Origin of the sequence: Kineosporia succinea (assembly GCF_030811555.1) — a bacterium.
In the GTDB taxonomy this organism is placed as follows: Bacteria; Actinomycetota; Actinomycetes; order Actinomycetales; family Kineosporiaceae; genus Kineosporia; species Kineosporia succinea.
In genome coordinates this window covers 1,717,466-1,740,666 of the sequence record NZ_JAUSQZ010000001.1, presented here as the reverse complement: position 1 = coordinate 1,740,666, position 23,201 = coordinate 1,717,466, and the positions used below count along the sequence as shown (strand labels likewise).

Here is a 23,201-nt window from a genome sequence, read left to right as displayed (position 1 = left end):
AAAGTCCCGAAGCAGGACTTCCGCCGCTGCGCCATGAACCCGCGCAGCACGCTCATGGCATGACCACGACGCGAAGAGAAATCCTCAGAGGCCTTCCCCGGGTGCGGATCCCGTTCCAGTACAACGAGTCCCACCCCCAGCCGCCCACGGGCGCGACCGGGGCGCCCGTGAAGGCGACCCGACCACCCGCGAACGAGACCCCGCCGTCCGAGCCGGAGACCCGCTCGTCCGAGAACACGACCCGGCCCGCAGGAAAGGAGCGCCGGACGCCCGAGCCTCCGGAACGTCCGCCGCTGGACGTCTACCTCACCCGATTCCTGCGCGGCACCGCCGTGCTCGACCTGGCTGCCGGCACCTGGCTCCGCCTCGTGGACACCGGCCGGGCCCCGTGCGGCACCCGGCTCTGCGAGGTGGCCACGCTCAACGGTCACGAACACGTCGCCGGCCTCGTCGCGCTGATCGCCGCCGCCGTGCTCATCCTCGCCCTGCCCCTCACCGCCGGCCTGACCCGGGCCTCGATCGTCACCGCCACCGCTCTCGGCGGTGTCGCCGTGATCGGGCTGGGCGCGGTCACCGGCGTCGTGATGGTGGCGGTGCTGCTCCTGTCCGTCGTCGTGGTCACCCTCGCCGCCGTGCTCGGCGTGATGATGGGCGCGATCCGCGGGGAGCTGACCAGATGACCGAAACCCTTGCCGCACAGGAGGTGACCGTGCAGACGAAGGCACCGCGACGTCCCCCGTCGCGCTACGGCCGCAAGCCCTGGGCGCTCGTGCTCCTCGACGTGCTGGCCGGGGCCTGGACGACCACGGCCGGCCCCTGGATCGACGACGCCGGGGTGCTCGCGGTGATCACGCTGGGCGGGCATCACGAGGTCGTGACCGCCCTGGCCGCGGTCAGTTTCGTGATCCTGACCGCGCTGTCGGTGACCACTCGGGGCTTCGCCCGGGCGTCCGGGCCCGAACTGGTTCTGCTGGCCACGGCCGGGCTGCTCACGCTGGTGGCGCTCGCCGGGCTGCTCTCGGTGGTGCTGCTCGTGGTGCTGGGCGGTACCTCGGTGGGGCTCGCGCTCAAACTCCTACGACGATGAGGCTTTTCGCCGGGCCCGGTAGGCCCGCACGTTGGCCCGGTTACCGCACGTGGCGACGTCGTGCCACGTGCGGCTGTTGTTCTTCGAGCGGTCGTAGAAAATGACGGTGCACCCCGGGTTGTGGCACAGCTTCAGGCGCCGGAGCAGGTCGTGCTCCTGGGCCCGGAACAGCTCCAGCGTCACGGCCGAGGCCAGCCAGTCCACGCCGGTGCCGACGGGTGATCCCTCTACCCCGTTCGGGCCGGCCCTCAGGTTCACCGGTGCGTCGAGCGGCGGCTCCGCGCCGGAGTGCAGGGTCTCGTCCCCCCGGGCCAGAAGCCGGTGCAGGCTCGCGCGAATCGCCCGCAGCCGCTCGATCTCGCCGGGGCCCAGGCGGATCACCGGAGCGCCGGGATACTCCTCGAGCAGCCCGTCGAGCCAGGCCTGAGCCGGCTCCGGGGTGTCGAACAGGTCGATGCCGTAGGTCGGAGGGCCCTGCGAATTGGCGAGTTCCTGTGTGAGCAGCAGATCTTCCGGGGCGACCGAGGTGTCCAGTCGCTCCGTGGCGGCGAATCGTGGCATCCCGGCCTCCCTCTGAGCCTCACACGATAGCGAGAGCCTCCGGCGGTCCGCTCAGCGCGCCCTTGGCCCAGCGGCTCGCGTCGTCGGCCAGGTACTCGCTGTCCCCGGCGACCAGTGCTTCGACCATGCCGCGGGCCACGTCGGCCGGGTCGATCTTGGGCACGTCGAGCCGGGCGGTCATGTCGGTGTCCGCGTAACCGAGGTGCACGCCCAGAACCTGGGTCCCGGCCTTGCCGAGCACCGGGCGCAGCGAGTTGGTGAGCGACCAGAGCGCCGCCTTGGACGCGCCGTACAGGCCGCTCCCGGCCAGCCAGCTGAGCACCGAGTGGATGTCGACGAGGGCACCACCGCCGTTGGCGGCCAGGATCGGTGCGAACACCTGGGCCACCCGCAACGGGCCGAACACGTTGGTCTCGAAGATCGTGCGGGCGTCGGCCAGGCTCGCCTCGGTCACCGGCGCCGGAACGGTGACGCCGGCGTTGTTGACCACGATCGTGACGTCGGGTGCGGCCAGGGCCAGGTTCCGCACGGACTGCTCGTCCGTGACGTCGAACGGCAGGGGGACCAGCCGGGGGTCGTCAGTGGGAACCGGGTTCCGGGCTGTCACGTAGACCTTCGCCGCTCCCGCGTCGAGCAGGGCCTGGGCGAAGGCGCGCCCGAGTCCGCGTTGCCCACCGGTCACCAGTGCCACTGAGCCGCTGACGGTCGTCATGTCCGCTCCCTTGGTTGAGTAAGTAGTGAACATCGAACGCCTCTTACGGCAATTATGCAAGAGGTAAATGGCGGACGCCTCTGTCAAGGGATTGCGTGGGTGCGTCACCGGACGGGTGCGTGGGAGGGCGGACCGCGAGACGCTGGGGCGTATGACTCTGCGTGCGCTGATCACGAACGACGACGGGGTGGATGCCCAGGGCATCCACGTTCTGACCGAGGTGGCGCTGGCGGCCGGGCTCGACGTGACGGTCGCGGCGCCCCATGAGAACCGCAGCGGCACCGGCTCGATGCTGAGCGCCCTGGAGCAGGGCGGGCGGCTGCTGTACGACCGGGTCGAGGTGGCGGGGGTGAAGGCCTTCGCCGTGCACGCGTCACCCGCGATGATCGCGTTCGTCGGGGTGCGCGGGGCGTTCGGCGACGTGCCGGACATCGTGCTGTCGGGGGTGAACCACGGCGCGAACACCGGCCAGGCCGTGATCCATTCGGGCACCGTGGGGGCGGCGCTGACGGCCGCCAACCACGGCGTGCCGGGCCTGGCCCTGTCCGTGGACGGCTGGCCGCCGCAGCACTGGGACACCGTGCGGGCCGAGACGCCCCGGGTCCTGCGCTGGTTCGCCGAGGCCCGGGCCGGGCTCTTCGCGGTGAACGTGAACATCCCCGACCGCCCGCTCGATCAGGTCAGGGGCCCGAAACCGGCCGGGTTCGCCGACTTCGGCGTGGTGCAGGCCGAGATTGGTGATCCGGGAGAGGGTTTCGTGACGATGGCGTTCCGCGAGCCGGGCGAGCACGCCGGTCCGGGCAGTGACCTGGCCCTCCTGCGCCAGGGCTGGACCACGGTGACCGCGATGCGGCAGCCGATCGTGGCCGAACCCGCCCTGCCTCCCGGACTGTGACGGGTCAGGCCCTCCTAAGCCTTGAGGCGTCCATTCGATGGTCGCCTCTGTGTCACTTCCTGATGGCGTGGTGGTCCCCGGCGGCGAGCAGCCTGAAGGCCATGCCTAACCCTGTCTCCCGGCCCTCCCGGCGTGGAGTGCTGCGTGGCGCCCTCGGTATCACCGGCGTCACCGCCTCCGGCGTACTCGTCCCGGCAGCCTCCTCGTCGGCTCTGGTCGACACGGCCAGACCCTCCATCACCCACGGCGTACAGGCGGGTGATGTCACCGCCGACAGCGCGGTGGTCTGGACCCGCTCCGACCGGCCCGCGCGGATGTTCGTGCAGGTCTCGCCCACCGGCCGGTTCTCCGGGCGCAGCCGGGTCTTCCGCGGTCCGGTGCTGACCGGCCGCAGCGACTTCACCGGCCGGGTCCAGCTGCACGGGCTGCCCGCTGGTGAGGACGTCACCTATCGCGTGGTGCTGACCCACCCGGACTCGCACCGGGTGGTCGGAGAGCACACCGACGGCCTGCTGCGCACCGCCCCGCGCAAGGCCCGCGACCTGCGCTTCCTGTGGAGCGGCGACCAGGCCGGCCAGGGCTGGGGCCGTAACCCCGACCTCGGCGGCTTCCCGATCTACCGGGCGATGCGGGGGCGTGACGCCCACTTCTTCCTGCACTCCGGCGACTCGATCTACGCCGACGGCCCGATCACCGGCGACGTCACCCTGCCCGACGGCCGGGTGTACCGGAACGAGCTGGAGGAGGCCAAGTCTCACGTGGCCGAGACGCTCGCCGACTTCCGCGGTGCGCACCGCTACAACCTCGGTGACGCCGGGCTGCGGGACTTCTACGCGCACACGCCGCTGGTGTCGCAGTGGGACGACCACGAGGTCAGCAACAACTGGTACCCGGGCGAGATTCTCGACGACACCCGGTACTCCGAGAAGGACACCGACGTGCTGAAGGCCCGTGCCTACCAGGCGTGGACCGAGTACCAGCCACTCAGCCCACGCACGGTGCGCGACCACCAGATCTACCGCAAGGTCTCGTACGGCCCGCTGCTCGACATCTTCATCCTCGACATGCGCACCTACCGGGACGCGAACACCCCGGGCCTGCAGGCCGGGGGACCGTCGCCGGACGGCGGCATCCTCGGCGGCGAGCAGGCCCGCTGGCTGGTCTCGGAGCTGAAGAAGTCCAAGGCCACCTGGAAGGTCATCCAGTCGGACATGCCGATCGGGCTGGTCGTGCCGGACGGCGACGACATCGAGGCGGTGGCGCAGGGCAACGCGGGCGCGCCGCTCGGCCGGGAGCGCCAGATCGCCTGGATCCTGCGGGAGATCAAACGGCGCCGGATCGGCAACACGGTGTGGCTCACGGCTGACGTGCACTACACGGCCGCCCACCACTACGACCCGTCCCGCGCGGCCTTCCAGGACTTCGACCCGTTCTGGGAGTTCGTCAGCGGCCCGCTGCACGCGGGGGCGTTCGGCCCCAACGCGCTCGACTCCACGTTCGGGCCGAAGGCCGAGTTCGTGGCGGCGCCACCGCGGGCGAACACCTCGCCGATGGAGGGCTACCAGTTCTTCGGTGAGGTCGAGATCGACGGCCACAGCCGGGATTTCACGGTCCACCTGCGGGACATCGACGGCAGGTCGCTCTGGTCGAAGACCCTGAAGCCGGCCTGAGAGTGATCCGGCGAGACCGTCACTTGATGGTGATGGTCTCGCTGGTCGCCCGGGTGATCGAGTAGGCCCGGCCGTTCAGCGGGGACTTGTTCACGCCCATCAGGCTGAAGGTGTACTGGGAGCCCTTGGCCAGGCCGGTGACGGTGGTGCTCATCTGCTTGCAGCCCTTGGACGCCTTGACCTCGGTGAACTTCTTCGGCGGGTCGGCCCTGGGCCTGGAGTAGTCGTACTGGTTCACGTACCGCGGCACGGCCACTACCTCGTAGGTCTGGGTGTCCGGGTCGCCCATGTCCCACCAGCGCACCGAGACGCTGCCACCGCCGGTCGCCGTCACCACGAAGTTGTGGGCGATCGAGACCGGGTTGTGCGGCTGCATGCAGTCGTCGCGCGGAGCCAGGCTGTAGGTCGGCATCGGGGGCTGGCCGGAGAAGATGAAGCGGTGCGGGCTCTCCGGCGGGGCGATGGTCGGGCGCACCGCGTCGGTCGGTGCCGACGGCCGCTGCACCTTCTCGGGAACACCTCGCACCTGCGACCAGTCGGGCACGTCGTCGGTGTACATCCAGTCCGCGACCTTCTCGGCGTTCAGCCCGTTCGCGTCGGACGAGCCCGAGGACACGTAGGCGACCACGTCGTGCACCACCGGGTCGAGGGTTCCGCTGACGAACAGGCCCCCGGTCATCGCGGCCACGCCCAGTGACACGGTCAGCAGGGTGGAACGGCGCCGTCTGCGAACGGCTCGTGACGGCTGGGACCGGTGCTCACGTCGTCCACCCTTCTTCGCCCCTGCCACGCACCCCTCCTCGATCGACCGGCTTTACCGAGAAGGGGCATCGGCACGAGGATGGCCCACCTGGCCGAACGAACGACACCGTCACCCGGCCGGGCGTCACCCGACCGGCGGTGCGCCGCCCGACAGGAATGGCGCGTAAGGTACAGCGACGCCCGAACGCTCACAGAAACCCGCTGATGGAGAGGCAGGCATGAGGCCCAGGCACATCCTCGGGGCCGCGGCCGCACTGGTCGCCGCCACCACGATGGTGGGGTCGCAGGCCCTCCTGACCGAAACGGCACAGGCTGCCGGTTCGGTGCACGCCGCGGACTCGGCACGCGCTGTTGACGGGGCGAAGAAGAAGTCGAGCTGGTCGCTCAGCAGCGAGGTCAACTTCAACGGCTCGTCCCTGGCCGACGGCTGCGTCAGCTACTCCGGCAAGTACGCCGCGGGCAACAGCGCCTGGTCGTCGAAGAACGTCACCATGGGTGACGGCGAGCTCACGATGAAGGTCGAGAAGAAGAAGACCGACGGCCAGACCTACACCACCGGCGGTTTCGGCTGCTGGGACTGGGCCCAGAAGTACGGCAAGTGGGAGATCAAGGCCAAGGTCCCCTCCGGCCAGGGCATCAACAGCTACATCACGCTGTCTCCCTCGAGCGACGACGACAACGCGCTCACGAGCATCGAGCTGCTGGCGCCGGGCACCGACACCGCCTACGTGAGCAACGGCTACGGCAAGGGCTCCGAGCAGGCGTTCTCCGAGCAGGACTTCGCCGACAAGAAGTTCCACACCTACACGATCGAGTGGGCGCCCAAGCACCTGCTGGTGCGCCTCGACGGCGACGAGATCTTCTACTCGGACAAGGCCTACACCAAGGCCCGCTGGATCAGCATGGCCACCACCACCGGCGACGAGCTGACCGGCAGCCCGAACAAGAAGACCAAGCTGCCCGCGTCGTTCGTGATCACGCAGATGAAGACCTACAAGTACACCGGCGTGAAGCCCACGGCCGGTGAGACTCTGAGCACGCAGACGGACGCGTCGGCCGCCGGGGCGACCCCGTCACCTTCGGTCTCGGGTGAGGCCGGGGCCACCCCGGAACCCTCGGCCAGTGCAACACCTCTCGCCGCCGAGAACACCTCGGGTTCCTCGGGGGACAGCAAACTCACCGGTGGCGTGTGGCCGTGGCTGATCGGCGGCAGCGTGATGGCCGTGACCGCGATCGGGATCCTCAGCTACCCGGGGCGGCGTAAGCAGCAACCCGCGCGGCGTTCGTAGCCCCCAGCAGGTCGGCCTCGACCGGCAGCAGGTCGCTGCCGGTCGCCGTGACCAGAAGGCCCCCACCCGCCAACGGGAGGGCCGACGCGTCCCCCGTCGTGGCCGGCGTGTAAGAACCTTCGGTGCTGACGAGCGTGGAGATCACCCGGACGCCGCCGACGGCCACCAGCGACGAGCGCAGGGTGTGCCGCAGCAGAGGGGAGCCGTCGCGGGTGACGACGGTGCGCCCCGCCCAGACGCCCGGCGGCTCGTAGGCCCGGCCGAGCAGCACCTGCTCCACCACCCGAGCCTGTCCGGAGCCGGAAAGGCCGATCGTGGTGCGGTTCTCGTGGTGCGCGCCGTGACAGACCACCGTCGGTTCGGTGGCCAGGTCGAGATACGCGCCGTCGTGAACGTGCAGGTTCAGCTCGACCACCGAGTCGGGCTGCAGGCGCCCGGGCTGAATGATCGTGGCCCCCGCGCTGCGCACGCTCAACCGGGCACCCTCGTGCACGTGCACGTCGACGACCGCGTGGTCGCCGCCGAGCGGGCCCGCCGCCGTGCCGACCAGGTGCACGGTGCCCGGCTCGGTCTGGCGGCCGGCGAAATGGCCGCCGCCGCGGATGGCGCGCACGACCGTGCGGCCACCGCGGAGCTCGGCGACGATCTCGAGACGACTACGCATGAACCGGGTTCATCTGAGCCATCACCCAGTTGACGACGTCGGTCGCGGCCGGGTCTTCACGCAGCGACTGCAGCACCACCGGCTTGTCGCCGCGCACCTTGTGGGCGTCGCCGGACATCACGCCGAGGTCGGCGCCGACCAGGGGAGCCAGGTCGGTCTTGTTGATGACCAGCAGATCGGCCGTGGTGACGCCGGGACCGCCCTTGCGGGGCACCTTGTCGCCACCGGCCACGTCGACGACGAAGATCTGCACGTCGACCAGGCCCTTGCTGAACGAGGCGGTCAGGTTGTCGCCGCCCGACTCGACCAGCACCAGGTCGAGCGGGGCGAGCCGCTCGTCGAGGTCGTCGATGGCGTCGAGGTTGGCCGTGATGTCGTCGCGGATCGCGGTGTGCGGGCAGCAGCCGGTCTGCACCGCGACGATGCGCTCGTCGGGCAGAACCGCGTTGCGGCGCAGGAAGTCCGCGTCTTCGGTGGTGTAGATGTCGTTCGTGACCACGCCCAGCTGGAGCTTCTCGCCCAGCACCCGGCACAGGGCCGCGACCAGGGCGGTCTTGCCCGAGCCGACCGGGCCGCCGATACCGACGCGCAGCGGGCCGTTCTCGCCCGAGAGCCGGCCCGGGCCCGCGAGGTGCTCGTGCGGGTCGTCGCCCGGCAGTTCGTGAGGGAGAGCGGCGGGACGGGGAACTCCGAGACGAGCTTCGGAGTCGGTGAGAGACAGGTCAGGACGCAAAGAGGCGCTCCTCTCGGGCGGCGTGGCGCTCGGCCAGCAGATCCAGCAGGGGGTCGGAATCGTCGGGCAGTTGTGACATTTCGAGGTTGTGCACGGCAACCGCCGCGATCTCCTCGATCACGGGGCTCAGCCTCACCGTCACCGCGGCGACCGCGACCGGGTCGAGCGCCAGCAGGCGCTGGGCCGCGGTCGAGGGGGCGCTCACGGACAGGTACGCGGCGGCCAGGGCGGCTCCCTCGGGTTCGATGCCACCGGCGCGCGCGGCGCAGCCGAGCACGATCGGGTGGTGCGGGCGGGCACCCAGGTCGCTCCAGTTCAGGGTGGCCGACGGGGCGGCCCAGGCGGCCTTGGCGGTGCGCAGCAACCCGCGCCCCTGGGCCCGCGAGGCCAGGCGCTGGGCGGGGGACGGGGTGCGGGCGTCGGCCTCGGCGTCCAGTTCGGTGATCTTGAGTTCCTGGTCAAGGGTGGACGCGGCGGCGGCGAGTCCCGCGGTCACCAGCCCGGTCGTGCGCAGCCGGCGTTCGAGGAAGCGCTCCAGGGACCGGACCCCGGACACCAGCCCGTCGGTGATCGCCTGCTCGACGCCGCCCGAGTGCACGTGACCGCCGCTGGGCAGGCGCTGATCGGCCAGCGCGAGAAGAGCGGCGGTTCCGGGGGCGAACATGGGGCCAGCGTATGTTCGTTGTGTTACAAGCGATGTCATCGGCCGGTCGTAGGCTGACGGGCGTGTCACACGAACCCGGGCCCGCCCGCTCGGCCTGGCCCTGGTTGATCCTCCTGACCCTCGTCGTCAGCATCTCGCTCCTGCTGCACCTGGCCGGCCTGCCCTCGCCCGTGCTGTTCGGGGCGCTCGCCGCCGGGCTCGCCTACGCCCTGGTCGCGCCGCACCCGCCGACCGTGCCGGGCTTCGCCTTCACCGCCGGTCAGGCCGTGCTCGGCGCCTCGATCGGCAGCACGCTCGACCCGGCGGCCCTGTCGTCGCTGCAGGCCGACTGGTTCCCGGTGATCCTGTCCTGCCTCGCCACCCTGCTGCTCAGCGTCGGGGCGGGCTACCTGCTGCGGCTGAAGAGCGGGATCTCCACCGCCACGGGCGTGTTCGCGATGGTCGCGGGCGGGGCGTCGGGCATCGTGGCGATCTCCCGCGATCTCGGGGCGGACGACCGGGTGGTGGCCGTGGTGCAGTACCTGCGGGTGCTGATCATCCTGGTCGGGATGCCGCTGGTGGCGCAGTTCGTGTTCCGGGCCGATCCGGTTGCCGATCCGGTCACCGGTGCGGCCCCGGGCCTCACGCCCGAGTCGGCCGGGACCTTGCGCGAGATCGGGGCCGGCCTGGCCCTCACCGCGCTCGCCCTGGTCATCGGGATCCCCCTGGCCCGCCGGATCCCGCTGCCGGCCGGCGCCCTGCTCTTCCCGCTCGTCGTCACCGCGTCGCTGACCGGCACCGGCCTGGTCGACGCGAGCGTGCCGGGCGCGCTCGAGAGCGTCGGCTTCGCCCTCATCGGCCTCCAGGTCGGCCTGCGCTTCACCCGGGCGAGCCTGAAGGCCGTGGCCGCCGTGCTGCCCCTGGCCATGCTCGCCATCATCGGCCTGATCGTGGCCAGCGCCGGCCTGGGTGTGCTGCTGGCCCGGGCCACCGGCCGCAGCCTGCTCGACGGCTACCTCGCCACCACCCCCGGCGGCCTCTACGCGGTGCTGGCCACGGCGGTGGGCAGCGGCTCGGACGTGACCTTCGTGCTCACGGTCCAGATCGTGCGGCTCTTCGTGATGCTTTTCAGCGCACCACTTCTGGCCCGGTTCATCAGCCGATCGTGACCTCGGGCATTCGGTTCGTCCCGAACCGAACCGCCCGTCCGAAGACGCCTCGTTTCCTAGGTTCGGCCCATGCTGAGACGACTCGGGGCAGTCACGGCGCTCGCCGCCGGACTGGTCCTCGCCCCACTGACCCCGGGCGCCGTGCACGCGGCGCCGGTGACCTCCGATCCGGTCCAGACTTCCGCCGTCTGCGATTTCGGGCCGCGGGCCGTTCGGCTCGGGTCCAGCCCCCGGCGGGTGGAGTTCGACGTGCCGGGCGCCACGCAGTGGCGGGTGCGGGTGCCGGACCTGGGCATCGACGCGCGGCCCGGCCATCGCGTCAAGACGTTCGACCCGGCCCGCTACGACAACTCCGACGCGGGCCTGCACCCGGCCCGGGTCACCGTCGACGGCAACAGTTGCGACAGCACTTTTCGGCTGCTGCGGGCCAGTAACGTCGGGCTGCTCGTACGGCACCGGCACCCCTACCGCTACCTGACCGGCACGGTGACGCGGGTCGGCTTCGGCGACCGGACCGGCGTCAGCCGGGTGGGCGGCGTGCGGGTGGCGGTACAACGGCGGACCGGGACGGGCTGGGTCACCGAGAAGGTCCTCACCACCGACAAGAAGGGGCGTTACTCGGGACGCGTCGCGATCGGGAAGCGGGTCTGGCGGGCGGTGGCCGGGCCGACCGCGACCACGGCCGGGCAGGTCTCGGCGGTCGCGAAACACGAGAAGGAGTGGCCGAAACCGAAACCGAAGCCCAAGCCCAAGCCGAAGCCCGAGCCCAAGCCGGAGCCCGCTCCCGAGCCCTACTACGAGAACTGCGACGCCGTGCGCCGGGCCGGAGCGGCGCCCCTGCACCGCGGGGAACCGGGCTACGCCTCGCACCTCGACCGCGACGGTGACGGAGTCGCCTGTGAGTAGACGGTGACGGAGTCGCCCGCGAGTCACCGCAGCGGGCGAACGAAACCGCCCGCGTGGTCACGGTGGTGGTGCGCGTCCAGCCCCTGACAGACCGGGGGTGGCGTCAGGAGTTCGGGCGAGACTGCCGCGAACGCTGTCCTGACGTCACAGTAGGCACCTACGGTCACTGGCATGTTCAGAAGACTCGGGGGAGTCTCGGTGATCGTCGCCGGGCTGGCCTTCACACCACTCACGTCGGGCAGCGCACTCGCCGCCCCCGCCAGTTCCGAGGGCGGCACCGTGACAACGGCCGCCGCGACCTGCGCCTTCACACCGAACACGCTGGTGCTGGGCGCGGATCCCCGGGCCGTGAAGTTCGCGGTGCCGGGGGCCTCGGACTGGCGGGTGCGGGTGCCGGACCTGGAGATCGACGCCCGGCCGGGTTTCCAGGTCAAGCATTTCGAGCCGAAGAAGTACCACAACGCGGACGCCGGACTGCATCAGGCCACCATCAGCAAGGACGGCGAGAGCTGCATGGCTCGCTTCCGGCTGCTGCGGCCCAGCATGCTCACGCTGGTGGTCGTGCACAACCAGCCCTACCGCTACATCGGCGGTCAGCTGGTGCGCGCGAACTACGGCAAGGGCGCCGTGCGCAGCCCGATGCCGGGTGCCCGGGTCGCGATCCAGTACCGGACCGAGAACGGCTGGAAGACGACGGCCCACTTCACCACGAACAAGAAGGGCATCTTCATCGGCCGCCTGAAGTCTCCCAAGCGGACCTGGCGCGCGATGCTGGAACAGACCACCACGACCGCGAAGTCGGTGTCCCGGGTCGCCGCCGACGAGACCGAGTACAAGGACACCGCCAGGTAGAACCTACGCGGCGCCGACGATCTCGGCCGGCGACGAACCGGCGACCGCGTTCTTCAGCGCGGGCGTCAGGTGCTCGAGCACGTACGTCAGGCTCAGCGGCGTCACGAAGTACATGGCGCCGGACAGCGTGGGGTCGGTGTAGACGACGCCCTGGTTCTTGACCACGTCGAGCGCCGCGTAGGTCGGCACCTTCTCCAGGGCCGCGATGTCCGCGGCCTTCTCGGCCGCGATCACCAGCACGTCGGTGTCGATCACGTCCAGGCGCTCGGACGAGATCGCCGCCTGCTCGCCCGGTTTCGCCAGGGCGGCGAGATCGGGGTTGACCGTGAACCCGAGCATCGAGAGGAAGTCGGTGCCCAGGCCGGCCGGGTAGACGTAGATCAGGCCGTCGTAGAAGCCGTTCTGGCTGAACGTGGCGACCTTGTCCTTGAACTCGGGGTGTTCCGAGGCCGCCTGCGCGTAGGCGTCTTTCACCGAGTCGATGAGCTCCTGGCCCTTGGCCGAGGAGCCCAGCGCGGAGGCGATCAGCAGCGTCTGGTCCTCCCAGGGCGAGAAGTAGTCGGTGCCGCCGACGACCCCCGGCAGGGTCGGTGCGAGCTCCGAGAACTTCTCGTAGTCCGACTCCTTCATGCCCGAGTTGGTGCCGATGATCAGGTCGGGCGCGAGCGCGGCGATCTTCTCGAACTGGAACCCGTCGGCGGTGCTGAGCACGGTCGGCTTCGCGTCGCCGAGCGCTTCCTGCGCCCACGGCCAGACCGCGTAGGGCTGCTCGCCGTACCACTCGGTGGTCGCGACCGGCGTGAAACCCAGCCCCAGCACGATGTCCTGCTCGGACAGGCCGACGATCACGATGCGCTCGGGCCTCTTCGGCACGGTGGTCGAGCCGAACCGGTGCTCGACGGTGGCCGGGAACGTGCTCTCGGGCGAGGACGAGGAGGATGACGCGGACGCGGCGGTCGTCGAGCCCCCGGACGACGAGGAGCCGCAGGCCGCCAGGGCCGCTCCGCTCACCACCGAGACGCCCGCGAGCAGCGCTGCGCGGCGGGTGAACTGGGCGGAGTCACGGGCCAGGATCGGGGTCATGAACCGGAAGGTAGCAGAAGGAAGGTAAGCCTCTCCTTACCAATCGGAGGCAAAAGCGCCCGGCGACCACCACGTCCTCGATCAAAAGCACTCAGAACATGAAATACCGCTGCGCCATCGGCAGACTCGTGGCGGGCTTCTCCTCCCAGACCTCGCCGTCGATGCGCACCGTGAAGGTGTCGGGGTCGACCTTGATGTCGGGGGTGGCCGTGTTCTCGGGCATGTCGGCCTTGCCGCGCTGCCGAACGTTCTCGACCGCCACCAGGCGCCGGTCGACGTTCAGCCGGCTCGCCAGCCCGTCGTCGATCGCCTGCGGGGCCACGAAGTGCACGCTGGTGGCCGCCGCGACCTTCGGCGCCGCGCCGAACATCGGCCGCGGGAGGATCGGTTGCGGGGTCGGGATCGAGGCGTTCGCGTCGCCCATCTGCGCCCAGGCGATCATGCCGCCCTTGACCACCACGTGGGGCCGCACCCCGAAGAAGGCCGGGTCCCAGAGCACCAGGTCGGCGAGCTTGCCCTTCTCGATCGAGCCGATCTCCTGCTCCATGCCGTGCGCGACGGCCGGGGCGATCGTGTACTTGGCCACGTAGCGCCGGGCGCGCAGGTTGTCGTTGTGCACGTCGCCCTCGAGCAGGCCGCGCCGCGTCTTCATCACGTGCGCCGTCTGCCAGGTGCGCAGCACGACCTCGCCGATCCGGCCCATCGCCTGCGCGTCCGAGCCGATCATCGAGATCGCCCCGAGGTCGTGCAGCAGGTCTTCCGCGGCAATGGTGCTGGGGCGGATCCGGGACTCCGCGAAGGCCAGATCCTCGGGAATCGACGGCGACAGGTGGTGGCAGACCATCAGCATGTCGAGGTGCTCGGAGAGCGTGTTGACGGTGTGCGGCCTCGTCGGGTTGGTGCTCGAGGGCAGGATGTGGCCGTAGCCGGCGACCGTGATGATGTCGGGCGCGTGACCGCCACCCGCACCCTCGGTGTGGTAGCTGTGGATCGCCCGGCCGTTGATCGCGGCCAGCGTGCTCTCCACGTAGCCGGCCTCGTTGAGGGTGTCGGTGTGGATGCTGACCTGCACGCCGCTGGCATCGGCCACCGTGAGACAGGCGTCGATGGCCGCGGGGGTGGTGCCCCAGTCCTCGTGGAGCTTGAAACCCGAGGCGCCGGCGCGCAACTGCTCCCACATCGCCTCGTGCGAGACGGTGTTGCCCTTGCCCAGCAGGGCGACGTTGACGGGCTGGTCGTCCATCGCCTCGAGCATGCGGGCGAGGTACCAGGAGCCGGGCGTGACCGTGGTGGCCTTGGTGCCCTCGGCCGGTCCGGTGCCGCCGCCGATCAGCGTGGTGATGCCGTTGCCCAGGGCCTCCGGCACGATCTGCGGGCAGATGAAGTGCACGTGGCAGTCGATGCCGCCCGCCGTGAGGATCTTGCCGTTGCCCGCCAGGATCTCGGTGTTCGGCCCGATCACCAGGTCGGGGTGCACGCCGTCCATCGTCTCGGGGTTGCCGGCCTTGCCCAGGGCCACGATCCGGCCGTCGCGGACACCGACGTCGGCCTTGATCACACCCCAGTGGTCGAGCACCAGCGCGCCGGTGATGACCAGGTCGGGCGTGCCCTCGCCGCGGGTGACGCGACTCTGGCCCATCGACTCCCGCAGCACCTTGCCGCCGCCGAACACGGCCTCCTCGCCCGCTCTTCCGGGCCCGCCGCACCGGTCCTCGGTGGGGGAGATGACCAGGTCGGTGTCGGCCAGCCTGACCTTGTCGCCCACGGTCGGGCCGTAGAGCTGGGCGTAGCGGGCGCGGGAGAGGTCCAAGCGGTCAGCCTTCTTTCTGATGGACGCTTCGGTCCGGCTTCAGCGGTCCAGCGGACCGGGAGCCGGGAGACTCAGGCCGGGCACGACCCGGGTGCCGGCGATCGGCACCAGGGTGACCTCACGGTCGACGCCGGGCTCGAAGCGCACGGCGGTGCCGGCGGCGATGTCGAGCCGCTTGCCGTGGGCCAGCTCGCGGTCGAACTCCAGGGCCGCGTTGGCCGAGGGGAAGTGGAAGTGCGATCCGACCTGGACGGGCCGGTCGCCGGTATTGACCACACGGACGACGGTGCGCTCGGCGCCCTCGTTCAGGGTGATGTCGCCGTCTTCGGGGATCACTTCGCCGGGGATCATGGCGTCTCTCCTGCCGGATCAGACGATCGGGTCGTGAACGGTCACGAGCTTGGTGCCGTCCGGGAACGTGGCCTCGACCTGCACCTCGGGCAGCATCTCGGGCACGCCGTCCATCACGTCGTCGCGGCTCAGGACCTCGCGCCCGGCCTGCATCAGATCGGTGACCAGACGGCCGTCGCGGGCACCCTCGAGGATGAACGAGCTGAGGATCGCCACCGCCTCGGGGTGGTTGAGCTTCAGCCCGCGGCCCTTGCGGCGCCAGGCCAGATCGGCCGCGTAGGAGAGCATCAGGCGTTCCTGCTCGTGCGGGCTCAGCTGCATTCCGGGATCCGCTCCGTTCCTGGGGACTCGGCGGCACGATACTGATCTCTTGTTACAACCAGGCGCATGCGCGGCCGCGTTTCCGGGCCCGGACCGGGCCCAGCCGCACAGGAACTTATGTGAAACTTGAACTTGTTCTGGATCGTTGCTGGTGGGGCGGTACCGTGGCCGCGCTCTTTCCTGTGAGAAGTCCGGAACTGCGGCGCTTCGCCGTCCGTCTGTTCCTTGTCGATGCCCCCAGACCCCCGAGAGGCACCCAACCGTCATGACCAACGCCAGGAAAGCCCGGCAGGCCACTGCCGAGAAGGCGGCGAATCTTCGTGCCCAGCAGGCGAAGGCCGAGCGCAACCGGCGCTTCGCCCTGGCCGCCGGTGCCTTCGTGATCGTGCTCGCGGTCGTGGGTGGGGGCACGGCGATCGTGATGACCGCTCGCGGCGACCAGGCCGAGCTCGACGCCACGTCGCTGACCGGTCTGAAGGAGTACAAGGACCTCAGCCAGAACCACGTCACCACGCCGGTGACGTACGAGCAGACCCCGCCGGTCGGTGGCGACCACAACCCGGTGTGGCTGAACTGCGGCGTCTACGACGCGCCGGTGCAGAACGAGAACGCGGTGCACGCGCTCGAGCACGGCGCGGTCTGGATCGCCTACCAGGAAGACCTCCCCGAGGCCCAGGTCGAGACGCTCAAGAAGACCGTGGGCAGCCAGACCTACATCGTGCTCTCCCCGTACAAAGACCTGAAGAGCCCGATCTCGGTGCAGGCGTGGGGCCTGCAGATGACGGTCGACGACGCGTCCGACCCGCGCATCAACAAGTTCATCAAGGAGTACAAGCAGGGCGAGCAGACGCCGGAGCCGGGTGCCGCGTGCACCGGTGGCGTGGGTACGCCGGAGGGCTAATCACAATGGTGACCATGAGCGAGCCCGATCAGGACGTCCTGCACGACGAGCAGGCGCCGCCCAGCCGCGGCTCCTGGCTGACCGGGCGCGCTCTGGTGCGCATGGCCATCGGCGGCCTCGTGCTGCTGGCGGGCATGCTCCTGCTGGTGTCGTACGTGCAGGGCCCGGCCACGCCGACCGACAACTCGGCCGCGGCCGGCCTGGCCCGCGACATGATCGACCACCACGCGCAGGCCGTGGACATGGCGACGATCGTGCAGCGCCGCACCCAGGACGACGACATCCGGTACCTGACCACCGACATGGCGCTGACCCAGTCCAACCAGATGGGCCAGATGCAGGCGTGGCTCAACGTCTGGGGCCTGTCGATCGGGCGCAGCGGTGAGCCGATGGCCTGGATGCAGGGGCACGAGGCCGAGCACCGCAACGCCGGGCTCTCCGCCGACGAGACCCATCTCGACGAGAACGGCCTGATGCCGGGCATGGCCACCCAGGCCGACGTGAACAAGCTGCGCACGCTGCCCACCGAGCAGGCCGACATCCTGTTCCTGCAGCTGATGATCAAGCACCACCGGGGCGGGGTGGCGATGGCCCAGGCCGCGCTCAACCTCACCGACGAGCCGGTGGTGGTGAGCCTCTCCCGGGCGATCGTGAAGGGCCAGGAGGCCGAGATCACGCTGATGGAGAACATGCTGAAAGAGCGTGGCGCCCAGCCTTAGTACCGTTCGGCGCATGGCGACCCCCGAATTCATCCTGAGGCTGCGCGAGAAGATTGGCACCGAGCAGCTCTGGCTCCCCGGCGTCACCGCGCTGGTACGTGACGACGCCGGGCGCGTCCTGCTCGGGCAGCGGTCCGACAACGGGCTCTGGTCGCTGCCCAGCGGGATCTCCGAGCCGGGCGAGCCGATGGCCCTCACCTGTGCCCGCGAGGTGGAGGAGGAGACCGGCGTCCGCGTCGAGGTGGTCGCGCTCATCTCCATCCACAGCACCCTGCCGATGGCCTACCCCAACGGCGACCGCTCCGTCTTCGTGGACCACTTCTTCGAGTGCCGGGTGCTCGGCGGCGAGGCCGTGGTCAACGACGACGAGTCGCTCGCCGTCGGCTGGTTCGCGCCCGGCGAGTTCCCCGAGCCGCTCTCGCCCCAGGTCACCCGGTGCCTGAAGCAGGCCGCCGAGTTCGCCGCGACCGGCCGGACCTTGTTCGACACCTAGAGCTGGCACTCGGGGGGTCTTGTCTGCTAACGCCCTCGTGCCGCACCGTGTGATCACGTGCGACGGAGCGCCGTGACGTCCCGCGCGTCCGGTGCCTCCGTTCCTGGAGGGAGTCGGCATGTCAGATTCTGCGAACCTCTCGTCCGTCGAGATCGCCCCCTACCAGGGCCGAGACGACCTGCTCAGCGGGTTCGTCGTCAGTGGACGCTGGCCCTCGTCCACCCGGGAATGGGCGCAGTTCCTGCTGCTCGCGGTGCGGCTCGCCGCCGTGCCCGGGCTGGTCCCGACCACCACCGTGTTCCGGGCCGTGGACGACACCCCCGAGGGCCCGCTGCCGGGCGCGGTCGGCCTGGTGACGTCGGCGGGTCCGGTACTCGGCGACGGGGCTCCGGCGCCCGGTGAGTTCGGCCGGCACACCCCGGCCGCGCTGCTGCTCCTGCACCCGCCGTCGGAGAGCCGCCCGTCCATCCCCGAGGCCGCCGCCGCGGCGTCCGGCTGCGTGCTGCTGCCGGGTGTGCCGCATCTCGGCCTCGAGCACCGGGCGTCGTGGGTCGAGGCCGAGCGCGACGGCACGATCACCCGGCTGGTCAGCAAGGTCGGCGTCGACCCGGCGCAGGACCCGGACACCGCCGTCCTGGCGATGCTCCTGGCGGCCTGAGCGCGCCGTCGTTTTGCCGTGATCATGCAGGTTCCGCCCGTCGGCTCGGTTTTTGGTGTCCCACGTTCCGGTGTCATACCGGTCACACCACTTTCCGGGTCCGGAACCCCGAAAACCGCCCTCACCAGGCTTGTTACTCGTCCGTCCGGTGGGGCGTGACCGTCCTCCGAGCGGGCACCGAACAGAGCGGTCCTCCGGCGCGCCGGGTGCGGTTTGTGGGTCCACCGCGCCGTGCGGGCTAGCGTTGGGTGGTGCCCGAGCAGTCCGCCGGGGGGCCGCTGATCCAGCGGCCCCTGACGCCCCGTGTCGAGCGCCCGGCGGATCCGTCTGCGGGCGCTCCCGGTGTCGATGTCGAGAGAGTCGCCGCCGCCGTCGATACCTGGCGCCGTGCGCTGGCCGGATCCGGCCTGCCCGACACGCTTCTCACCACCGGTCCGGCGGCCCGCGACTCCTGGCTCGATCTCACCCACGCACACCCCTCCGGCCTGGCCCAGCTCTTCGCCGGCCGCCCGACGCGGCTCTCCAGCCTGTTCCGCGAGCCCGACGCGCACGACGTGGCCTGGAACCAGGTCCGGATGATCCGCCGCGCGGCGATCGTGCTCTCGGCCCAGCGCGGTGTGCAGGCCTGCTGCCTGTCGATCGGCGTGGCCACCTGGCGGCCGGCCGGGGCCAGCGATCCGGTCAACGCGCCGGTGGTGCTGCGGGGCTGCTCGATCCGCCCGCGCGGGGGCGAGAGCGACTTCGACCTCGACCTCGACGACGCGGTGCTGATCAACCCCGAGCTGATCCGCCTGCTCAACGACGACTACGGCATCGAGGCCGACGGCAACGAGCTGGCCGCGATGGCGCACGGCGAGAAGGGCTTCGACCCCCGCCCGGTCTACACCTGGCTCGAGGAGCACTGCGGGCAGCTGCGCGACTTCACCATCGAGCGCAGCCTGGTGCTGGCCACGTTCGCCGCCGGTTCCGGCGCCGTGCTGGCCGACCTCGACGCCGCGGTGCCCGCCATCGCCACGAACGAGCTGCTGAGCGCGGTGGCGGCGTCGATCGCGCCGACCGTGATCCGGCTCCCCGACACCACCACTCCTCCTCCGGCGGCCGACAGCTCCGGTGACCCCGGTCCGTCCCTCATTCCCGCCCAGAAGTTCAGCCCGGCCGAGTCGGACTCGCGCCGCCTCGCCGTGGTGGGCCGGCTCGGCCCGCGCGGTGCGCGCCCGGTCAGCCCGCCGCAGCAGGCCGACCCGGCCGACGAACTGCTGGTGCTCGACTGCGACCCGGCCCAGAGCGAGGCCGTGGCCGCCGCCCTGCGCGGCGAGCACCTGGTGATCGAGGGCCCGCCCGGGTCCGGCGCCACCCACACGCTGGCCGCCGCGATCGCCGGGCTGGTGGCCGCGGGCCGCCGGGTCCTGGTGCTCAGCCCTCGCCGGGCCAGCACCGAGACCCTGCTCAGCCGCCTGTACGACGCCGGCATCGGCGACCTGGTGCTCGACCTGCGGGACTCACCCGGGGGCCGTCCGGCCACCCGCACCGCCCCGCTGACGGCCACCCTGACGGCCGCGCTGACCGCCGCGACCAGCGAGAGCGCGGGCGATCTGCCGCCGGTCGGCAAGGCCGCTCTGGACGACGACTCGGCGCGCGCCATCCGCCGGGCCCGGGCCCTGCTCGACGGCGACGTCATCGCCCTGCACGAGGTGCGCCAGCCCTGGGGGGTGAGCGCCTACGACGCGATGGTGGCCCTGGCCGACCTGAGCCGGTCCGGTCCGGTGGGCCAGGTCCGGATCGGTGACGAGGTGCTGCGCGGTCTCGACGGCATCACCCGCGAACGCGTGCGCGCCCACCTGCACGCCGCGGCCGCCGCCGGGGCCTTCACCCTGACCCGTGACGACACGCGGTGGTACGACGCCCGGGTCACGACCAACGAAGACGCCCGCAAGGCGCTCGAGGCCGCGCTCGTGCTGCGGGCCGGCCTGCGGCGTACCCGGATCGCGATGGACGGCGTCACCGCCGCGGCCGGCCTGCGCCCCGCCACCACCGCGGAGGAGTGGCTGCCGCTGCTCAACCTGCTGCTCGGGGTGCGCACGGTGGTGGACTCGATGCTGCCCCAGCTGTTCGACGCCCCGCTCGACGAACTCGCCCTGGCGCTCGCCCCGCGCGCCGAGCGCTCGGCCTCCGGGCTGGGCCGGGTGGAACGCCGCCGTCTGCGCCGCCAGGCCCAGGCCCTGGTGCGGCCCGGCGTCAGCGTGCCCGACCTCTACCGGGTGCTGCGCTCGGCCCAGGACCTGCTGAACCGCTGGCAGGATCACGCTCTCGCGCCGTCGGCGCCGCGGGTCGTGGTCGGGCTGACCGAGGCCTCCGCCACCGTCACCGCCGCCATGGGCGCGATCGCGGTGCTGGCCGAGACCTTCGCCGGTACCCCCACGCCGCAGCTGCGCGCGATGCCGCTCGACGACCTCGAGAAGCGCGTCGGTGATCTGGCCGGCGACACCCAGGGCATCCTCGGCCAGCCTCGCCGCGCCCGCCTGCTGCAGGCCCTGCGGGACGCCGGGCTCGGTGACCTGGTCGACGACCTGCGCACCCGGCGGATCGGCCCGGACGACATCGACGGCGAGTTCGACCTCGCCTGGTGGTCGTCGGTGCAGGCCAGCATCGTGAGCTCGGACGAGCGCCTGGCCGCGCACGACCCGGCCGCCCTGCGCAGCGCCGCCGCACAGCTGCGGGCCGCCGAGATCGCCCGGATCGAGGCCGGTTCCACGCTGGTGCGCACCGCCGTCACCAACCGCGCCGCCAAGGTGGTCGCCGCCCAGCCCGGCCAGATGAGCACCCTGCGCACCTGGCTGACCCGTGACGACTCCCGTCCGCGCCTGTCCGACCTGGTGCGTCGCTGCGGTGACGTGCTCTCCGCGCTGACCCCGGTCTGGGTGATGAGCCCGGACACCGTGGCCGCCTGCCTGGCGCCCGCTCATCCCGACGTCACCCCGGTCGTCGACACCGTCGTGGTCGACGACGCCGGGCACATCGGCCTGCCCGAGGTCGTCGCCGCGCTCGCCCGCGGTGGCCAGGTGATCGTGGCCGGTGACCGCCGCCGACTGTCCCCGCCCGACGGCAGCCGCTCGGTCGTGGAGTCACTGGCGCCGTTCACCCGGGTCTGCCGTCTCGACCGCGACCACCGCAGCGTCGACGGCCGCATGCTCCTGCCCCTGGCACCCCGTTACCCGGAGGGCTGGCAGCAGACCCCGGGCACGGCCGTGCAGGCGCCGCTGTACCTGGAAGCCGTCGAGAACGGCATCGCCATCCCGCCGCCCGGCGAGGAGCTCCCGGTCAGTGCCGACGGCGAGGTGCTGCGGGTGATCGAGCTGGTCGAGCGGCACGCCGTGCAGCATCCCGACCAGTCGCTCATCGTGATCACCCTGAGCGAGCGGCACGCCGAGCGCATCGAGGAGTCGCTGCGCATCAGCCTGCCCGAGCGTCCCGCCCTGGCGCAGTGGCTCAGCCGTCAGCGCCGGGCCGGTCTGGCCGAGCCGTTCACGATCCGCCCGGTGCAGCGTCTGCTCGGCATCGAGCGTGACGCCGCGGTGGTCTCCATCGGCCTGGCCCGCACCCCGCACGGCCGGGTGCTGCACCGCTTCGGTGTGCTCGACGGTGACAAGGGCGCCGCCGCACTGACCACCGCCGTCAGCCGGGCCCGGCACCGCACCACGGTGGTCTGCTGTTTCACCGCCGACGACCTGCTGGTCGACCGGCTGCGCACGGCCGGAGCCCGGTTGCTGCGCGACGTGCTGCTGGCCGCCGGCGGCCGCGGCACGAGCAGCGCGGGCCGCGTGCCCAAGACCTCGGACGCTCTGGCCGGTGACCTGCGCGATCGCCTCACGGCGGCCGGGCTGCCGGTGAAGCTGCGGGTCGGTGACGGGGCCTGGCCGCTCGACGTCGCGGTGGCCGACCCCCGCGTCCCGGGCCGGATGCTGGTGGCCGTCGACCTGGACGGACCCGCCTTCGCCTCCCGCAACACCCGCGAGCGGGAGCGGCACCGTCCGGCTCGCTGGGAGCGGGCGGGCTGGGCCTACTACCGGGTGTCCGCGCTCGACCTGATCGCCGATCCCGACCGGGAGGTGGCGAGGGTGCGGGAGGTCTGGGAGTCGGCCATGACGCGTCCGCTGCCGCCCGAGGTCTACGGGCCCTTCGAGGTGCTCGACGACGCGTCGGTTCACCACGGCGCCCAGGTTCACCAGGGCGACGGGGTGCTTGAGGACGCGTCGGGGCACCTGGGCGACCGGGGTCACCGGGGCGGCCCGGAGTTCGGGAACGTGCCGGGACACGCGGGCGCCGGGGTGTTCGAGGACGCGTCGGGGCACCCGGGCGGTGCGGCTCGACCCGGTGGTGAGGCGTTCGAGGACGCGTCGGGGCACCTGAACGGCATCGCTCAGCCGGTCAATGGGCCGGTCCAGGACGTGGCGGGGGACCCGGGTGGCTCGGCCCACCTCGGTGGGGGAGCGCCGGAGGACGCGTCGTGGAACCGTCCCGAGGTCGTGGGGCCGGAGGCGACCGAGGCGGCGGCGGTCGCCGACGCCTCTTCCCGACCGGCGGATGACGAGGGGCTGAACGCTCCGGAACCGGTGGCCACGGTCATCGAACCGGCGGCGGACGAGCGGGTACTGTCTGACTCCGTGCGTGAATCCCTGGGGCCCGAGGACGACGAGCCCGCTTTCCCGGACCGTTCCGACGACGACCGCGACGAGGGCTGGGGCGACGACAGCCCGGGCAACCGCGACGACGACATGCAGCGCGAGCGCCCGCCGCACTGGGAGTAGAAAGTTTTTCCGGCCGGGTTCCGAACTTTTCCGGGACCTGGCTGCATCCAACCTGATGACCCAAGCGTGTTCTTCACGTGAGCGCGCCACCCGTGAGGGTGGCCAGGCCAACATCAG

General features: G+C 71.4%; 23 protein-coding genes. 13 read left to right on the top strand and 10 right to left on the bottom strand.

Annotated features, from left to right (window positions below; all coding sequences use genetic code 11):
• The first annotated feature begins 59 nt into the window (after positions 1 to 59).
• Both J2S57_RS07695 and J2S57_RS07690 read left to right on the top strand, forming a co-directional pair.
• Positions 60 to 680, top strand: coding sequence for a hypothetical protein (locus J2S57_RS07695; RefSeq protein ID WP_307239920.1), 621 nt, complete (start codon positions 60 to 62; stop codon positions 678 to 680).
• Positions 677 to 1,087 carry a hypothetical protein gene (locus tag J2S57_RS07690; protein ID WP_307239918.1) on the top strand — a complete coding sequence of 137 codons (411 nt, stop codon included), beginning with the start codon at positions 677 to 679 and terminating at the stop codon, positions 1,085 to 1,087. The genes J2S57_RS07695 and J2S57_RS07690 overlap by 4 nt, the downstream gene beginning before the upstream one ends.
• Here the strand turns inward: J2S57_RS07690 and J2S57_RS07685 are convergent.
• Both J2S57_RS07685 and J2S57_RS07680 read right to left on the bottom strand, forming a co-directional pair.
• Entirely contained in the window at positions 1,076 to 1,648 is a 573-nt protein-coding gene (locus tag J2S57_RS07685; RefSeq protein WP_307239916.1) for a CGNR zinc finger domain-containing protein, read from the bottom strand. The two genes, J2S57_RS07690 and J2S57_RS07685, sit on opposite strands and share 12 nt — an antisense overlap.
• A 19-nt stretch (positions 1,649 to 1,667) precedes the next feature.
• Positions 1,668 to 2,360, bottom strand: a complete 693-nt coding sequence (locus tag J2S57_RS07680) for an SDR family oxidoreductase (protein WP_307239914.1) — start codon at positions 2,358 to 2,360, stop codon at positions 1,668 to 1,670.
• A gap of 151 nt (positions 2,361 to 2,511) precedes the next feature.
• Between J2S57_RS07680 and surE the strand changes: the two genes are divergently transcribed.
• A complete protein-coding gene (gene surE, locus J2S57_RS07675) occupies positions 2,512 to 3,255 on the top strand; it encodes a 5'/3'-nucleotidase SurE (protein WP_307239912.1) in 744 nt (247 codons plus the stop codon).
• 101 nt (positions 3,256 to 3,356) lie between these two features.
• Positions 3,357 to 4,925, top strand: coding sequence for an alkaline phosphatase D family protein (locus J2S57_RS07670; protein ID WP_307239910.1), 1,569 nt, complete (start codon positions 3,357 to 3,359; stop codon positions 4,923 to 4,925).
• Positions 4,926 to 4,944: 19 nt separating this feature from the next.
• On the opposite strand, the gene J2S57_RS07665 is transcribed toward J2S57_RS07670, so the two are convergent.
• The gene (locus J2S57_RS07665) at positions 4,945 to 5,625 is read right to left on the bottom strand and encodes a fibronectin type III domain-containing protein (RefSeq protein WP_307239908.1); all 681 of its coding nucleotides are present in this window, start codon (positions 5,623 to 5,625) and stop codon (positions 4,945 to 4,947) included.
• 280 nt (positions 5,626 to 5,905) lie between these two features.
• Between J2S57_RS07665 and J2S57_RS07660 the strand changes: the two genes are divergently transcribed.
• Positions 5,906 to 6,976, top strand: a complete 1,071-nt coding sequence (locus J2S57_RS07660) for a glycoside hydrolase family 16 protein (RefSeq protein ID WP_307239906.1) — start codon at positions 5,906 to 5,908, stop codon at positions 6,974 to 6,976.
• Here J2S57_RS07660 and J2S57_RS07655 read toward each other — a convergent pair.
• The 3 genes from J2S57_RS07655 to J2S57_RS07645 all read right to left on the bottom strand — a co-directional run bounded on the left by J2S57_RS07655 (position 6,930) and on the right by J2S57_RS07645 (position 9,037).
• Positions 6,930 to 7,640 (bottom strand): urease accessory protein UreD, encoded by a 711-nt coding sequence (locus tag J2S57_RS07655; protein WP_307239904.1) that lies wholly within the window; start codon positions 7,638 to 7,640, stop codon positions 6,930 to 6,932. The genes J2S57_RS07660 and J2S57_RS07655 overlap by 47 nt on opposite strands.
• A complete protein-coding gene (ureG, locus tag J2S57_RS07650) occupies positions 7,633 to 8,298 on the bottom strand; it encodes an urease accessory protein UreG (RefSeq protein ID WP_370882594.1) in 666 nt (221 codons plus the stop codon). Before ureG ends, J2S57_RS07655 begins: the two co-directional genes overlap by 8 nt.
• Positions 8,299 to 8,362: 64 nt before the next feature.
• Positions 8,363 to 9,037: an urease accessory protein UreF gene (locus J2S57_RS07645; RefSeq protein WP_307239899.1), complete on the bottom strand. Its 675-nt coding sequence runs from the start codon at positions 9,035 to 9,037 to the stop codon at positions 8,363 to 8,365.
• A 62-nt stretch (positions 9,038 to 9,099) separates the two neighbouring features.
• On the opposite strand from J2S57_RS07645, the gene J2S57_RS07640 reads away from it, so the two are divergent.
• The 3 genes from J2S57_RS07640 (at position 9,100) to J2S57_RS07630 (ending at position 11,943) form a co-directional block, all read left to right on the top strand.
• The gene (locus J2S57_RS07640; RefSeq protein WP_307239897.1) at positions 9,100 to 10,185 is read left to right on the top strand and encodes an AbrB family transcriptional regulator; all 1,086 of its coding nucleotides are present in this window, start codon (positions 9,100 to 9,102) and stop codon (positions 10,183 to 10,185) included.
• 69 nt (positions 10,186 to 10,254) lie between these two features.
• Complete coding sequence (locus J2S57_RS07635) at positions 10,255 to 11,091, top strand: excalibur calcium-binding domain-containing protein (RefSeq protein ID WP_307239895.1); 837 nt, start codon at positions 10,255 to 10,257, stop codon at positions 11,089 to 11,091.
• A 171-nt stretch (positions 11,092 to 11,262) separates the two neighbouring features.
• Positions 11,263 to 11,943: a hypothetical protein gene (locus J2S57_RS07630; protein ID WP_307239893.1), complete on the top strand. Its 681-nt coding sequence runs from the start codon at positions 11,263 to 11,265 to the stop codon at positions 11,941 to 11,943.
• Positions 11,944 to 11,946: 3 nt separating this feature from the next.
• On the opposite strand, the gene J2S57_RS07625 is transcribed toward J2S57_RS07630, so the two are convergent.
• The 4 genes from J2S57_RS07625 to J2S57_RS07610 all read right to left on the bottom strand — a co-directional run bounded on the left by J2S57_RS07625 (position 11,947) and on the right by J2S57_RS07610 (position 15,508).
• Positions 11,947 to 13,026 (bottom strand): ABC transporter substrate-binding protein, encoded by a 1,080-nt coding sequence (locus tag J2S57_RS07625; protein WP_307239890.1) that lies wholly within the window; start codon positions 13,024 to 13,026, stop codon positions 11,947 to 11,949.
• A gap of 91 nt (positions 13,027 to 13,117) precedes the next feature.
• A complete protein-coding gene (locus tag J2S57_RS07620; protein ID WP_307239888.1) occupies positions 13,118 to 14,836 on the bottom strand; it encodes an urease subunit alpha in 1,719 nt (572 codons plus the stop codon).
• Between the two features lie 39 nt (positions 14,837 to 14,875).
• Positions 14,876 to 15,187, bottom strand: coding sequence for an urease subunit beta (locus tag J2S57_RS07615; RefSeq protein ID WP_307239886.1), 312 nt, complete (start codon positions 15,185 to 15,187; stop codon positions 14,876 to 14,878).
• A gap of 18 nt (positions 15,188 to 15,205) precedes the next feature.
• Positions 15,206 to 15,508, bottom strand: coding sequence for an urease subunit gamma (locus J2S57_RS07610; protein ID WP_307239884.1), 303 nt, complete (start codon positions 15,506 to 15,508; stop codon positions 15,206 to 15,208).
• Positions 15,509 to 15,773: 265 nt separating this feature from the next.
• Between J2S57_RS07610 and J2S57_RS07605 the strand changes: the two genes are divergently transcribed.
• The 5 genes from J2S57_RS07605 (at position 15,774) to J2S57_RS07585 (ending at position 23,084) form a co-directional block, all read left to right on the top strand.
• A complete protein-coding gene (locus J2S57_RS07605; protein ID WP_307239882.1) occupies positions 15,774 to 16,409 on the top strand; it encodes a thioredoxin-like domain-containing protein in 636 nt (211 codons plus the stop codon).
• 14 nt (positions 16,410 to 16,423) lie between these two features.
• Positions 16,424 to 17,128, top strand: coding sequence for a DUF305 domain-containing protein (locus J2S57_RS07600; RefSeq protein ID WP_307239880.1), 705 nt, complete (start codon positions 16,424 to 16,426; stop codon positions 17,126 to 17,128).
• A gap of 13 nt (positions 17,129 to 17,141) precedes the next feature.
• Complete coding sequence (locus J2S57_RS07595; protein ID WP_307239878.1) at positions 17,142 to 17,621, top strand: NUDIX hydrolase; 480 nt, start codon at positions 17,142 to 17,144, stop codon at positions 17,619 to 17,621.
• 118 nt (positions 17,622 to 17,739) lie between these two features.
• Complete coding sequence (locus tag J2S57_RS07590; RefSeq protein WP_307239877.1) at positions 17,740 to 18,279, top strand: peptidase; 540 nt, start codon at positions 17,740 to 17,742, stop codon at positions 18,277 to 18,279.
• Between the two features lie 251 nt (positions 18,280 to 18,530).
• Positions 18,531 to 23,084 carry a PDDEXK-like endonuclease domain-containing protein gene (locus J2S57_RS07585; RefSeq protein ID WP_307239875.1) on the top strand — a complete coding sequence of 1,518 codons (4,554 nt, stop codon included), beginning with the start codon at positions 18,531 to 18,533 and terminating at the stop codon, positions 23,082 to 23,084.
• Positions 23,085 to 23,201 lie beyond the last annotated feature (117 nt).